Below are 13,603 nucleotides of genomic sequence, written 5' to 3'. Positions count from 1 at the left end.
CTGCCGGCACCTTCTCCCCGAGGGGAGAAGAGACTTGCAGCAACATCTCGATTCCCTCTTCTCCCCAGCGGGGAGAAGGTGCCCGTAGGGCGGATGAGGGGGCCGACGAAGCCGGTCTTTCCAACAATACCCATGCGAGCTTCGACCGCGCCGGCATCGTCTTGACATCCTGTGCTCAAGCCTGCTCTTTCGCGCGGGTCCGCGCCTGGCTTTCCTTCTTGATCGGCCGACCGACCGGGGGCGATATTCAAGTGGAATATGCGCCTGATGGGAAGGAGTTTGCCATGAGCAGTATTTCCACGGGACGAATGATCGACAACGGGAGCGATCCGGTGAGGGGCAGAGTGGTCTGGATGCCCGCAAAGTCGATCTGGATCACCGCCATGACCTTGATTGCCATCATTGGTGGCTCACTGACCTTCACCTGGAGCGCCTTTGCCGTCTTTATCCTCTTGACCGCCATCACGATCTGCCTTGGTCATTCGGTTGGTATGCACCGGCTGCTGATCCATCGCTCATTCAGCACTCATATCTGGATCGAGCACTTTCTCGTCTATCTCGGTACGCTAGTCGGCATGGCCGGCCCCTTCGGTATGATTTACGCGCACGACATTCGCGACTGGGCGCAACGGCAGCGAGACTGCCATGACCTCTATGCCCATCGGCGGTCGTTCTTCATCGATGCCTTCTGGCAGATGCATTGCATTGTGGCGCTGGACCATCCGCCGCGTTTCGTCCCCGAGGAGCGCGAGCGGCGGGACCGCTTCTATCGTTTCCTGGAGGCGACATGGATGGCGCAGCAGATTCCCTTGGGACTCGCGCTTTTTGCGCTCGGCGGACTGCCATGGGTGGTCTGGGGTGTTGCCGTGCGGATATCGGTGTCGCTGACTGGACACTGGCTGGTCGGTCATTTCGCGCATCGGAGCGGCCATCAGGGCTGGAGTGTCGATGATGTCGCGGTGCAGGGCTATAACCTCCCGCGTTTCGGGCTGGTGACCTTTGGCGAGAGCTTCCACGGCAACCATCACGCCTTTCCGGATTCGGCGCGGCTCGGCATCGAGCCGGGGCAGCTGGATCTCGGTTGGTATTTCATTCGGCTGCTGGCAAGGCTCGGTCTGGCTTCGGCGATCAAGCTCCCACACACGATCGTGCAAAGGCGAGGGTTGAGACGCGTCAACGCAACTGAAACGGCGGGTGACAGTCATCCGCCGCATCACGCAGCAGGTCACGCGGAATCTCGCCCGTGATTGCCTCCTCCTTGCAGCAACGTCTCGATTCCCTCTTCTTCCCTCGGGTCCGAAGGACCTGTCGACGTCGATCGATCAGGAGACTATCCGGGATCACGCTCCGGGCGAAGGCTCGGGAGCGGGCACCAGATCCCCCAAGAAGTTTTCGCACCAAAGTGAGACGTCGTGGGTTAGCAGATGCTCCATCATCATGCTCCAGCGGTCGCGGCGCTCCTCCACCGACATGGAAAGGCCCCGGGCGATGGCATTGGCAGTGCCTTCGACATCGTAAGGATTGACCAGCAGCGCACCCTTCAACTCGCGAGCCGCGCCGGCGAAGCGCGACAGCACCAATACGCCCGGGCGATCGGGATCCTGGGCGGCGACATATTCCTTGGCGACGAGGTTCATGCCGTCGCGCAATGGCGTGACCAGCCCGATCGTCGCCAGCCGGTAGAGGCCGGCGAGCACGTTGCGGCTGATCGATCGGTTGACATAGCGGATAGGCACCCAGTCGACCGTTCCGATGGCGCCGTTCACGCGGCCGGCCTGTTCGGCAACCATCTTCTGCATATGCTCGTATTCCGGAACTTCCGATCGCGATTTCGGCGTGACCTGCAGATAGGTGACCTTGTTCTGGTAGCCAGGATTGCTGGTGAGGAAGCGTTCGAACGCTTCCAGCCGCTGAATGATGCCCTTTGAATAATCGAGGCGGTCGACCCCGATGATCATGTCTCGGCCTTCGATGCTGCGCCGGGTCTTCTGTACCATGATATTGCTTGCCGCTCTCTCGGCAAACTCGGCGAAACCCGCGGTTTCGATCCCGATCGGGTAGGCGCCGGCCTTGAATATCCGCCCATGGGAATCGAACAATCCATTTCCGAGGTCGTCGCCAATTCCCTCCCTTTTGAGATACCCGGCAAAGTTCTGGAGGTCGTAATCGGTCTGGAAACCGACGAGATCGTAATGCGAGAGGCCGCGCATGATTTCCTCATGGACGGGCATCGTGACGAGAATGTCGGCCGGCGGCCAGGGGATGTGCAGGAAGAAGCCGATCCGGTTTTTCAGGCCCATCTGGCGGAGTTCGGCTGCCAGCGGGATGAGGTGGTAATCATGAACCCAGATGATGTCGTCCGGCTCGATCATCGGCGCCAACCTGTGTGCGAAGAAGCGGTTGACGCGGAAATAGCCGGCCATTTCCTTACGGCCATATTCGGCGAGGTCCAGGCGATAATGGCAGATGGGCCAGAGAACGCGGTTTGCGAAGCCGCGATAATACTCCTCGACGTCGGTGTCGGTGAGATCGGTCAGCGCATAGGTGATGTTGCCCTTCTGCAGTTGCGACAACGGGCCAGGTTCCCTGTCCCCGCTCGATTCTCCCGACCATCCCATCCAGATGCCGCCACGTTCCTGCAGGGCTGCCTGCAGCGCGACGGCCAGGCCGCCGGCAGCGGCGCTCCCATCTTTGGCCGGCATGGGAACACGATTTGAAACGACGACAAGACGGCTCATGAGCTTCCTTTGGTGAAGATGAGACATGAAAACGCTGCGTGACGAGCGTCTTGAGACATCTCCTGAACTTGGGCAGGGGACCATGCAGTGATGGCGCCGACATTGACAGAGCCGACCCGGACGCGAGCGGCCCAAGGGGAACAACGAACGGAGCATTTTCTGCACAGATTTTGCTGAATCTAGGGCGATTCCCCCGGATTGAAAGAATTCATTCTACAATTTTTGATTAGAAGAACGTTCAATCCGGTTCCGCGTGGCCAAGCCCATCGTGTGGATGCACCGCGCCCGCTGATATCAGTGCGTCATTTGCGGCCGCAATGACGATGTTGGCGGCAGTCAGCACTGGGCGCGTGGGATCGGCCTTTGAGACGGGAGCCAGCGTCAGCCCCTCATCCGCCTGCCGGCACCTTCTCCCCGTCCTGACGGGGAGGAGGGAATATGCCGTGACCTCTCCGTTCCTCACTCGCCTTTCGCAGGGCACGTCCCCTCTCCCCGTCAGAACGGGGAGAGGGCTAGGGTGAGGGGCAATCTCGATCGCTTACTTCGCAAGCTTCGCCAACGCCGCAACCAGGCCCTGCGTCGAGGAGTCGTGCGATGCCGCACTTTCCTTGCCTTCGACGACCGGCAGCAGGCCCGTCGCCAGTTCCTTGCCGAGCTCGACTCCCCACTGGTCGAAGGAGTTGATACGGAAGAGCACGCCTTCGACGAAGACGCGATGTTCGTAAAGCGCGATCAGGCGGCCGAGCGCATAAGGCGTCAGCTTGTCGTAGACGAAGGTGATCGATGGGCGGTTGCCGGTAAAGACGCGGTGCGGCGCGATGAAATCGGCCTTTTTGTCGTCCATACCCTTGTCGGTCAGCTGCTTCTTGGCTTCTGCGAAGGTGCGCCCCTTCATCAGCGCTTCCGACTGGGCGAGAACGTTCGAGATCAGCAACTGGTGCTGGTGCCGCAGTTCCGCCTCGAAGGCGTTGGCGGCGATCATGAACTCGGCCGGGATGATGCTCGTGCCCTGATGGATGAGCTGGTAGAAGGCGTGCTGGCCGTTGGTGCCGGGTTCGCCCCAGACGACCGGGCCGGAATTGCCTTCGACCGGCGTGCCGTCGATGGTGACGCCCTTGCCGTTCGATTCCATGTCGAGCTGCTGCAGATAGGCCGGGAAGCGCGACAGGCGCTGGTCGTAGGGCAGGATGGCGCGGGTGGGGTAGCCGAGCACGTTGCGATGGTAGAAGCCGATCAGGCCGAGCAGCATCGGCAGGTTCTCGGTAATCGGCGCCTTACGGAAATGATTGTCGACGGCATGGGCACCGTCGAGGAACTTGCCGAAATTCTGAGGGCCGACGGCGATCATCAGCGGCAGGCCGATCGCCGACCAGATCGAATAACGGCCACCGACCCAGTCCCAGAAGCCGAAGACGCGGGCGCTGTCGATGCCGAAGGCGGCGACCTTGTCGAGCGCCGTCGAGACGGCGGCAAAGTGGTGCTGCACGGCCGCTTCGCCGAGCGCCTTGGCGATGAAATTGCGCGCCGTCTGCGCATTGGTCATCGTCTCCACAGTGGTGAAGGTCTTCGAGGCGACGATGAACAGTGTCGTTTCCGGCTGCACTAGCTTCAGGATGTCGGCGATATGGGCGCCGTCGATGTTGGAGACGAAATGCGCGCGCGGGCCGTCATGGAAGGGGGCAAGCGCCAGCGTCGCCATCACAGGGCCGAGATCCGAGCCGCCGATGCCGATATTGATGACGTCGGTGATCGCCTTGCCGGTAGCGCCCTTCAGCGTGCCGGAGCGGACGTCGTCGGCGAATTTACCCATGGCGGCGAGCACGGCGTTGACATCAGGCATGACATCCTCGCCGTCGACCAGAACCGGCGTGTTGGAACGGTTGCGCAGCGCGGTGTGCAGAACGGCGCGATCCTCGGTGAAGTTGATCGCCTTGCCGGAGAACATTTCCTCGCGCTTTGCCTCGACGCCGCCTTCTTCGGCGAGCTTTACCAGGAGCTTGAGGATGTCGTCATTCACCGCCGTCTTGGAAAAATCCATCAGCAGGTCGTCGAGCGCGACGGAAAAGCGCGAAAAGCGCTGCGAATCGGCGGCGAAGGCGGCACGGATATCGGTTGCCTTGGTGGCATCAGCGGTGCTTTTCAGCTGTTCGACGATGGCGTTCATGGGAGGCTCCTTTGGAGGCGGAAAGGTTGCGGAAACTATTCGCTTTCTCACCCGCAAATCAAGTTCAGCCACGGCTCGAAATAGAAAAAAGCCACCCGCGGCAAGCGGATGGCCGTCATTTTCATGACAGCGCCGCGCTTCCGAAAGACGCGCAAAGGACGCTGTAAAACTTTGAATTCGTCAAATTCAGCCGCGCAGGTCCTTGCGCAGGATCTTGCCGACCGGCGACTTCGGCAGCTCGGTGCGGAATTCGATGAAGCGCGGGCGTTTGTAGTTGGTGAGGTTGGCGATGCAATGGGCCTTCACCTCGGCTTCCGTCAGGTTCGGATCCTTCCTGACCACGAAGAGCTTCACCGCCTCGCCCGAATGTCCGTCCGGCACGCCGATGGCCGCGGCTTCGAGGATGCCGGCATGCATGGCGGCGACTTCCTCTATCTCGTTCGGATAGACATTGAAGCCCGAGACCAGGATCATGTCCTTCTTGCGGTCGACGATCTTGGTGTAGCCGCGTTCGTCCATGAAACCCATGTCGCCCGTGCGGAAGTAGCCGTCGTCGGTCATCGCCCGCGCCGTCTCTTCCGGCTTCTGCCAATAGCCGGCCATCACCTGCGGCCCGCGGATGCAGATCTCCCCGACGTCGCCGAGCGGCAGCGAATTGCCTTCCTCGTCACGGATATCGAGGTCGGTGGAGGGAAGCGGCAGCCCGATCGAGCCGGTGAACTCCGGCGAATCGAAGCGGTTGGCGGTGGCAACAGGCGATGTCTCGGAAAGGCCGTAACCCTCCGTCACCGCTGTACCCGTCATCTTCAGCCAGCGGTCTGCGACCGGGCGCTGGACGGCCATGCCGCCGCCGAGCGACATGATCAGCGAGGAAAAATCGAGCTTGGCAAAATCGGCATTGTTCATCAGCGCATTGAACAGCGTATTGAGGCCGGGGAAGATATGCACCTTCGATTTTTCGAATTCCTTGACGAGACCGGGAATGTCGCGCGGATTGGCGATCAGGATATTGTGGGCGCCAAGCGACATGCCCATCAGCGAATTCACCGTCAGCGCAAAGATGTGGTAGAGCGGCAGGGCGCAGAGGAAATTCAGCACCTCCGGCTCTTTCTTGCGCTCCAAGGCCGATCGCAGCCAAAGTGACAGCTGCGCCTTGTTGGCGAGCAGGTTCTCATGCGTCAGCACCGCGCCCTTGGCAACGCCCGTCGTGCCGCCGGTATATTGCAGGAAGGCGATATCGCTGCCAACAAGCGTAAGCGGCTGGAGCTCTTTTCCCGCACCTTCGCGCAGCACCTGGCCGAAGCTCTTGTGCTGAGGGATCGACCAGGAGGGAACGAGCTTCTTCACCTTGCGCACGACGAAATTGACGATCAGCCCCTTCGGTCCCAGCATTTCTCCGAGCGAGGTGACGACGACATGGCGAAGGTCGGTCTTGTTGAGGACCTGCTCGACGGTGCGGGCAAAATTCTCCAGCACGAAGATCGCCTTGGCGCCGGAATCCCGCAACTGGTGTTCGAGCTCGCGCGGCGTATAGAGCGGGTTGACGTTCACCACCACGAGGCCGGCGCGCAGGATGGCATAGGTCGCGATCGGGTTCTGCAGCACGTTCGGCATCATCACGGCAACGCGGTCGCCCTTCTGAAGGCCGGTGCTTTGCAGCCAGGCGGCGAGTTTGCGCGTCTGGCTCTCCAGCTCGCGGTAACGCATCGTCTTGCCCATGCTGGAAAAGGCGGTCCGGTCGGCGTAACGGGCGCAGGATTTTTCGAGCAGTTCGGCAAGCGAGGCATATTCCAGCGGCGGAATCTCTGCCGGAACGATATCGGGATAGCTGGCAAGCCACGGTTTGTCGGGCTTGGCTCCGTTCGGATGGACGGAAATGCTGTTCATCTTTGTCCTCTCTCCCTTGCTGTCACCGCCGGCGCCGAGCCGGCAACTGACTGGAAGAGTCCTCCATCTTCCAGTCCGGCAGCTTATGCCATTGCCTGAACGGTTCAAGCCGAATGACGCTATACTAACCTTGACGTAAACGTCAACATTCCGATGTCGCGCGATCTTGGGGAGAGTGGGAACTTTGAGTCCGCCATGGCGTTGATCCTGCACACTCATCATGAGGAACACCAAGAAGGAGGTACACAATGTTGAACCAGGATACCGACGCCAACCGCCGCGACCCGAATGTCAAGGATACACCGTCGCTGATCGCCAGCGACCGTGTCGAAGGTACCCGCGTCTATGGTGCCGACGGTAGGCATATCGGCTCGATTGAACGCCTGATCATCGGAAAGCGCGACGGCCGCGTCGCCTATGCCGTGCTGAGCTTCGGCGGCTTCCTGGGCATCGGCGACGATCACTATCCGCTTCCCTGGGAAAAGCTGAACTATGACACCCAGCTGGATGGCTATCGCATCGACCTGACCAAGGAGCAGATCGAAGGCGCCCCGAGCTATTCGGACGATGACGACACCTGGTACAACGACAATGGCCGCCGGGTCTATGACTACTACGGCGTGCCGCCCTACTGGATGTAACGTCGTCCGATAGACCGAGCTGGAAGGGTCCCGCGGATGCGGGGCCTTTTTGGTGTTTGGCGACGAGCTTCGCTCTTCCCCGAGGTCATTGGGCACTCGATCCGGCAGATGCTTGCTCACCCTCATTCCTGTGCTTGTCACAGGAATCCAGTGCGTCCAAGTCCTTGGGCGCGGAAGACTTTTTCGCTTGAGGTATCGGGTCAATTCACCGCGCGGACACGCGGTGGCTGGATTCCTGTGACGAGCACAGGAATGAGGGAGGTAGAGGACACAGCGGCTCCACCTTTTCAACCGGGAAGCCGACACAGCCCGGATGCGAGACCTCTTTAGTCCCCTGCAACAAGATCATTGGCCGAGCGCAGCACGGTGCCGACGGTGATGTCACCTGCTTCAATCGTCCTTGCCGTCCTCACAGTAAACACATGGCTCTCGCCCGGTAGCAGCGTCACCAGCATTGTGTCGACGACGGCCTCCGGATCCAGCCGGTCGGCCATCAGGCAGAGATCCTTGAGGAAGTTTTGCGCCGTCACCTTGACCTCGTACCCGCCGTCGATCCCGACGACATCGACAGTCAGCCGCGGCGCCTGAAGGTTGAGCTCGATATCCTCGACGAAATAATGCAAGGCCCGCCTGTCCAGCATCTGCACGACGATGACCTCGTCCTTCGGTAAGTCGGGGGTGACGATCTCTTCGGGTAGTGGAAATTCCTTTGCCTCGAAGCGGTCGCAGAGCAGGCGCCAGAATTCGAATTCGGCAAGCACGGTGCCGTCGAGCGTCATGCGTCTGCCGCTGATCTTCGCCCGCCAGAACAGCGTTCGTTCATTGACGGCAATTGCGGCAAGCCCGCCGCCGCGCGGCTGGATCGTCAGCAGGCGCGGATCATAGGCCGCCTTCAGCGCATACCAGAGCGGTTTGCGGCGCCCGGCCGAATCGAGTGCCGCCCAGGAGGTCACCGGCCAGCAATCGTTGAACTGCCAGACCACAGCACCCTTGCAGATATTGCGATGCGAGCGCATGTGCTCGACTCCGAAACGGATGGCGCGCGCCTGGTTGAGCTGGGTGGCGAAGTGCCAGTCGTCCATCGTCTTGGGTTCCGGCAGATGGCCGGACAGGCCGCGGATCAGCTTGTCATTACCATCAGTTGCCTTCTGATGGTGGAAGACGCCGTTCGATTGCGGTGTCAGCGGCGCGTCGTGCACGCTTTCTTCGATCGTCGCCCAGGCGGCCGGCGCCTGCCAGCCGAATTCGGAGCAGAAGCGCGGGATATAATTGCGGTAGACCTCGTAGCCGACATCGTTCCACACGTCCCAGATATGTTTGCAGCCATGTTCGTCGGCATTGGGTTCGATCTCCATCGAGCTGGAATAGGGACTGCCGGGATAATAGGGCCGGTCCGGATCGAGTTCGGCGCAGAGTTTCGGCAGTAGGTCGAGATAATAGCCGAGCCCCCAGCTCTCGCCCGCCTTGATGATCGGCCGCCAGCCCCATTCGTCGAAGCCCCAGATGTTCTCGTTGTTGCCGTTCCAGAGGACGAGCGAGGCATGCGGCATCAGCCGCACGACATTGTCGCGCACCTCCGACTCGACCTCGCTTCTGAGCGGCTCTTCCTCCGGATAGGCGGCGCAGGCAAAGAGGAAATCCTGCCAGACCAGCATGCCGGCGCGGTCGCAGGCCTCATAGAACTCGTCGGCCTCGAAGATGCCACCGCCCCAGACGCGCAGCATATGAATATTGGCGGCCTTTGCCTCCCCGATCCGCGCGGCGTAACGCTCGGCCGTGACCCGCGGGGGAAAACAATCGTCTGGAATCCAGTTCGCCCCGCAGATGAACAGCGGTACGTCGTTGATGACGAAGGTAAAGGCCGAACCGTGTTCGTCGGCCGAAGTATCGAGCCGCAGCGAGCGGAAACCGAGTTCGCGTTGATAGCTGTCGCGCACATCGTCGCTGGCCTCGTCGACCAGCCTGAGCGTCAGCGGATAGAGCGGCTGTGCGCCGAGATGGTGCGGCCACCAGAGCTGTGGCGAGGGGAGGGCAAGCTCGAAGGAAACCGTGTCTTCACCGGCGGCAATGGTCACCGTCTTAGTCGCGCCACCTATTGCGGCGACGAGCCTCAACGGCGTCTTGTCGCCATGCCGCGCCAGCCGGGCATGAACCGTCACCAGCCCATCGCCACCGGCAAGTATTGCCGATACCCGCGTCTCGGCAAGCCGCGCCCGATTCCAGCTTTCCAGCCGAACAGGCTTCCAGAGGCCTGCCGTCACCAGTGTCGGGCCCCAGTCCCAGCCGAAATTGCAGGCCATCTTGCGCATCAGATTGCCCGGGCCCGGATAGTTGTTGGGACGGTAGCCGTAATGTTTTTCCATCTCCGCACCATAGGCGTAAGCCGAGCGGAAGGTGACGGTGAGTTCGTTCTGGCCAGTCTTCAGGAGCCGGGAAACATCGAAACGATAGCTGCGGTGCATGTTGAAGGTGCGGCCGATCTCTTCGCCGTTGAGGGAGATCACCGCGATCGTATCGAGCCCGTCGAAGACCAGTTCCTGCACCCTGGCATCGTCAGGGATCGCCTCGAAGCTGCAGCGATAGGTCCAGTCGGTCTTGCCGATCCAGTCGTTGGTAATCTCGTTGACGTCGATATAGGGATCGGGGATCAGCCGGTTGGCGAGAAGGTCGAGATGCACGCAGCCCGGCACCGTCGCGGGAATGGTAGCCGGCAGGCCAAGCCTGGCTGTATCGTTACAGGAGAGCGTCCAGCCAGAATTGAGCGCAGTCTTTTCGATCATGGCGGGCTCCTGATGCATGCCGCTTGAAGCTGTGGGATTATCTGTGGTGTGGAATGTATCGGTGGTTCGGCGTTCGATGCCTCAGAGAAACCGGCCGTGGCGCTGCAGGACCTCGATCTTATAGCCATCGGGATCGCTGATGAAGAAGAACAGGCCGAAGAGCTTGCCGTCGCGGTTGAGCTCCACCAGTTCACCCGGCTTTAGCCCGAGCTTCGACAGCCGCTCGCGCTCGACCGCCACCTCTTCGACGGAGACGGCGAGATGGCCATAGGCATTGCCCGGATCGTAAGGCGCAGTCCGGCCCTTGTTGACGGTCAGTTCCAGCTCGAAGCCGGTCTCGGCATTGCTCATGTAAATCAGCGTGAAGGTTTCGAAATCGACGCGGTCGGCGACCGAAAGGCCGAATGCCCTCTCGTAGAATTCGACTGAGCGCGCCTCATCGAGAACGCGGATCATGGAGTGGATCATCTTCGCCAAGTCTGCCTCCCAATGTGCCGATCACCGCAGCCTTGGTACCCGTCCTTTTACGCCGCGCGCAAGCCGATTCTTCGCGTAATCGCCGCTTCGACGAGACCCATGGCGTCATAGATCAGCACCGCCATCAGGCCGACGATCAGGCCGCCCTGCAGGATGAAGGCGGTATTGTCGGAGATCAGCCCGGCAATGATGACTTCGCCGAGACCCTTGGCCGCAACCGTCGAGCCGATCGTCGCCGTGCCGATATTGATCACGGTCGCGACCTTCAGCCCTTCGAGGATCAGCGGCAGCGCAAGCGGCAGCTCGACGCGCAACAGCCGCTGCGTGCCGTTCATGCCCATGCCGTCGGCAGCATCGAGAACCTGCGGCGAAACCTGTTTCAGCCCGGCGACGGTGTTTTCGAAGATCGGCAGCAGGCCGTAGAGAAAGAGCGCGATCAGCGTCGGCATGGCGCCGAAACCGGTGGCGGGAACCGCGAGCGCCAGCACCGCGACCGGCGGAAAGGTCTGCCCGGCATTAGCGATGGCGCGCGACAGCGGCAGGAAGTCAGCCCCGCTTTCCCGCGTCACGAAGATGCCCCCGATAACGGCAAGCACGGCGCTGCAGACGATCGAGCCGATCACCAGCTGCAGATGACCGGCGGCCAGCGAAGCAAGGCTGTTTTGTATATAGACGGCGGGCGCATTGTTGCTGGTCAGCGGCACCAGCATGAAGGAAAGCCACTCCGTCCTGAACAGCAGGATAAGCAGCAGGGCCAGCGCCGCCAGGCGGAAGAGATTGGCGACGACGAGCTTCATGCCTTGCGGCCCAGTTCGAGAAGCCGCGTCATCGAGATCGAGCCCACAGGCGCCTTTTGCGCATCCTGCACCGCCGCCTCGTCGACCCCCTGCCAGATCATCTCGGCCAGCGCGTCGCGCAGGCTGAGCGATTGCGGCAAGGCATAGGCGAGACCGTTTTTGGCCGGCTCCATGCTTTCCTTCAGCGGCAGCAGCGACATCAGCTTCAGCGCCCGGTCGGAGGTGCCGGTCAATTGCTGCACGAAGGGATCGGCAGGTTCGGTGAGGATCTTTTCCGGCGTCGAGCATTGTAGCAATCTGCCCTCGCTCATCACCGCGATCTGGTTGCCGAGATGGAAGGCCTCATCCATGTCATGGGTGACGAGAATAACCGTCGTGCCGAACTGCTTCTGGATCGCCAACAGGTCGTCCTGCGCCTTGCCGCGGATGACGGGATCGAGCGCGCCGAAGGGCTCGTCCATCAAAAGCAGCTCCGGTTCGGCCGCCAGCGCCCGGGCGACGCCGACGCGCTGCTGCTGGCCGCCGGAGAGCTGGTGCGGATATTTGTCGGCAAATGTTGCCGGATCGAGGTTGAAAAGCCCGAGCAGTTCCTCGACACGCTTGGCGATGCGGGCGGAATCCCAATCGAGCAGCTGTGGCACGGTGGCGATATTCTGCGCTACGGTCCGGTGCGGAAAGAGGCCGTGTCCCTGGATCGCATAGCCGATCTTGCGGCGAAGCTCTGTCACCTCAACATCCATCACATTCTGCCCGCCGACTGAGATTTCGCCTTCGGTGATCGGCACCAGCCGGTTGATCATCCGCATCAGCGTCGATTTGCCGGAGCCCGACGTGCCGACGATGACGGTGATCTCGCCCTTCTCGACATTCATCGAGACGTCGTCGACGACGGTGGCCGCGCCATAGCGCTTGGTGACGTTCCTGATCTCGATCATGGTCATGCGGCAGATCCCCGGATGCTTTCGATGACCGCATCGAGGATGACGGCCGATGAGAAGGCGAAGAAGACGGTCGGCACGGCGCCGAGCAGAACGAGGTCCATGGCCGTCTGGCCAAGCCCCTGGAAGATGAAGATGCCGAAGCCGCCGCCGCCGATCAGTGCGGCGATCGTCACCATGCCGATCGCCTGCACCAGCACGATGCGGATACCGGTGAGGATAACGGGAAAGGCGAGCGGCATGTCGATGCGGGTCAGGATCTGCCAGCGTGTCAGCCCCATGCCGGCCGCGGCGTCCCGCACCGAGGGATCGACGCCCTGAAGGCCGACGACGGTGTTGGCGACGATCGGCAGCAGCGAATAGAGCACAAGCGCAATCAAGGCAGGCGCCGTGCCGATGCCGCGAATGCCGATCGCGGCGGCGAGCGGCACATGCGTGGCGAGATAACCGAGCGGCAGCATCAACAGGCCGAAGAGTGCCAGACTCGGGATCGTCTGAATGAGGCTGAGCCCTTGCAGCACGATAGCCCGAAGCTTCGGCACCCAGAAGCAGAGGATGCCGAGCGGCAGGCCGAGAAGAATGGCGATGGCAAGCGAGCCGAACGCCAAGAGCAGATGCGAGATCGCTTCGGTTTCGAACTGCGGGGCCCGTGTCGAAAATTCCTTCATGATCGAAAGGCTGTCGAGCAGGCCGGAAGAGAGCGAGATGAAGAGCAGCGCCGTATAGGCTGCCAGGGCTGCGATCCGCATCCACGGCGCCAGCCGGATCTTCACCAGCGCATCGGATATGACGAGCCCGATCACGGCAAACAGCACCCAGAAGCCGCCGCCGGGCGTCATGCGCGCCACCGTGCTGCCGGGTGGGGTCGCGGCGGTCGAGACGAGGCCGATCGCAACGATCAGCGCCGCAAGGCAGAGTGTGGCGATGGCAAGCCGGACGATCGCATGGCGTAGGAACAGCGTGGCGAAGGCGGTGAGAAGGAGAAGAACGGTCAGGATGATGACGGAAGACTGGGGAAGAAGCTGCATCAGCAGCATTGGCTTGCCGGCGGCGATGCGGTTTGCCTTCACGTAGATGAAAGGCATCAGTGCTGTCGCGGCGACGCCGCCGGCCACCAGAACCACGCCGAGCCGGTCCACCCTGCGGACCGCTAAGGTATCTTCCATGAATCCCGATCCTGT

General features: G+C 61.5%; 10 protein-coding genes. 2 read left to right on the top strand and 8 right to left on the bottom strand.

Annotation, left to right across the window (positions count from 1 at the left end; translation table 11 throughout):
• The first annotated feature begins 284 nt into the window (after positions 1-284).
• On the top strand, positions 285-1,247 hold the full coding sequence (locus RWJ89_RS15920; RefSeq protein ID WP_316031125.1) for an acyl-CoA desaturase: 963 nt from the start codon (positions 285-287) through the stop codon (positions 1,245-1,247).
• Positions 1,248-1,340: 93 nt separating this feature from the next.
• Here the strand turns inward: RWJ89_RS15920 and otsA are convergent, their stop codons facing one another.
• The 3 genes from otsA to RWJ89_RS15905 all read right to left on the bottom strand — a co-directional run bounded on the left by otsA (position 1,341) and on the right by RWJ89_RS15905 (position 6,789).
• Positions 1,341-2,738 (bottom strand): alpha,alpha-trehalose-phosphate synthase (UDP-forming), encoded by a 1,398-nt coding sequence (gene otsA / locus RWJ89_RS15915; protein WP_221998630.1) that lies wholly within the window; start codon positions 2,736-2,738, stop codon positions 1,341-1,343.
• A gap of 538 nt (positions 2,739-3,276) precedes the next feature.
• Complete coding sequence (pgi, locus tag RWJ89_RS15910) at positions 3,277-4,902, bottom strand: glucose-6-phosphate isomerase (protein ID WP_316031124.1); 1,626 nt, start codon at positions 4,900-4,902, stop codon at positions 3,277-3,279.
• Positions 4,903-5,088: 186 nt separating this feature from the next.
• Positions 5,089-6,789, bottom strand: a complete 1,701-nt coding sequence (locus RWJ89_RS15905) for a long-chain fatty acid--CoA ligase (protein ID WP_316031123.1) — start codon at positions 6,787-6,789, stop codon at positions 5,089-5,091.
• Positions 6,790-7,037: 248 nt separating this feature from the next.
• Here RWJ89_RS15905 and RWJ89_RS15900 point away from each other — a divergent pair, with 248 nt between their 5' ends.
• A complete protein-coding gene (locus RWJ89_RS15900; RefSeq protein WP_168283781.1) occupies positions 7,038-7,430 on the top strand; it encodes a PRC-barrel domain-containing protein in 393 nt (130 codons plus the stop codon).
• 326 nt (positions 7,431-7,756) lie between these two features.
• Here the strand turns inward: RWJ89_RS15900 and RWJ89_RS15895 are convergent, their stop codons facing one another.
• The 5 genes from RWJ89_RS15895 to RWJ89_RS15875 all read right to left on the bottom strand — a co-directional run bounded on the left by RWJ89_RS15895 (position 7,757) and on the right by RWJ89_RS15875 (position 13,588).
• The gene (locus tag RWJ89_RS15895; protein WP_316031122.1) at positions 7,757-10,210 is read right to left on the bottom strand and encodes a glycoside hydrolase family 2 protein; all 2,454 of its coding nucleotides are present in this window, start codon (positions 10,208-10,210) and stop codon (positions 7,757-7,759) included.
• Between the two features lie 81 nt (positions 10,211-10,291).
• Positions 10,292-10,687, bottom strand: coding sequence for a VOC family protein (locus RWJ89_RS15890; RefSeq protein WP_018484671.1), 396 nt, complete (start codon positions 10,685-10,687; stop codon positions 10,292-10,294).
• 47 nt (positions 10,688-10,734) lie between these two features.
• Positions 10,735-11,484 carry an ABC transporter permease gene (locus RWJ89_RS15885; protein ID WP_131661699.1) on the bottom strand — a complete coding sequence of 250 codons (750 nt, stop codon included), beginning with the start codon at positions 11,482-11,484 and terminating at the stop codon, positions 10,735-10,737.
• Positions 11,481-12,425: an ABC transporter ATP-binding protein gene (locus RWJ89_RS15880; RefSeq protein WP_131663032.1), complete on the bottom strand. Its 945-nt coding sequence runs from the start codon at positions 12,423-12,425 to the stop codon at positions 11,481-11,483. Before RWJ89_RS15880 ends, RWJ89_RS15885 begins: the two co-directional genes overlap by 4 nt.
• Positions 12,422-13,588 (bottom strand): ABC transporter permease, encoded by a 1,167-nt coding sequence (locus RWJ89_RS15875; protein ID WP_131663033.1) that lies wholly within the window; start codon positions 13,586-13,588, stop codon positions 12,422-12,424. Before RWJ89_RS15875 ends, RWJ89_RS15880 begins: the two co-directional genes overlap by 4 nt.
• Positions 13,589-13,603 lie beyond the last annotated feature (15 nt).

The sequence above is a fragment of the Rhizobium sp. 10PS4 genome (genome assembly GCF_032464805.1).
Classification (GTDB): domain Bacteria; phylum Pseudomonadota; class Alphaproteobacteria; order Rhizobiales; family Rhizobiaceae; genus Rhizobium; species Rhizobium laguerreae.
The sequence above is the reverse complement of the archived record's forward strand: the minus strand, read 5'-3'. Positions and strand labels throughout refer to the sequence as shown.

Coding starts and splice junctions, on each gene's coding strand:
- RWJ89_RS15920 (WP_316031125.1), top strand. CDS start 285: ATGAGCAGTATTTCCACGGGACGAATGATCGACAACGGGAGCGATCCG.
- otsA (WP_221998630.1), bottom strand. CDS start 2,738: ATGAGCCGTCTTGTCGTCGTTTCAAATCGTGTTCCCATGCCGGCCAAA.
- pgi (WP_316031124.1), bottom strand. CDS start 4,902: ATGAACGCCATCGTCGAACAGCTGAAAAGCACCGCTGATGCCACCAAG.
- RWJ89_RS15905 (WP_316031123.1), bottom strand. CDS start 6,789: ATGAACAGCATTTCCGTCCATCCGAACGGAGCCAAGCCCGACAAACCG.
- RWJ89_RS15900 (WP_168283781.1), top strand. CDS start 7,038: ATGTTGAACCAGGATACCGACGCCAACCGCCGCGACCCGAATGTCAAG.
- RWJ89_RS15895 (WP_316031122.1), bottom strand. CDS start 10,210: ATGATCGAAAAGACTGCGCTCAATTCTGGCTGGACGCTCTCCTGTAAC.
- RWJ89_RS15885 (WP_131661699.1), bottom strand. CDS start 11,484: ATGAAGCTCGTCGTCGCCAATCTCTTCCGCCTGGCGGCGCTGGCCCTG.
- RWJ89_RS15880 (WP_131663032.1), bottom strand. CDS start 12,425: ATGACCATGATCGAGATCAGGAACGTCACCAAGCGCTATGGCGCGGCC.
- RWJ89_RS15875 (WP_131663033.1), bottom strand. CDS start 13,588: ATGGAAGATACCTTAGCGGTCCGCAGGGTGGACCGGCTCGGCGTGGTT.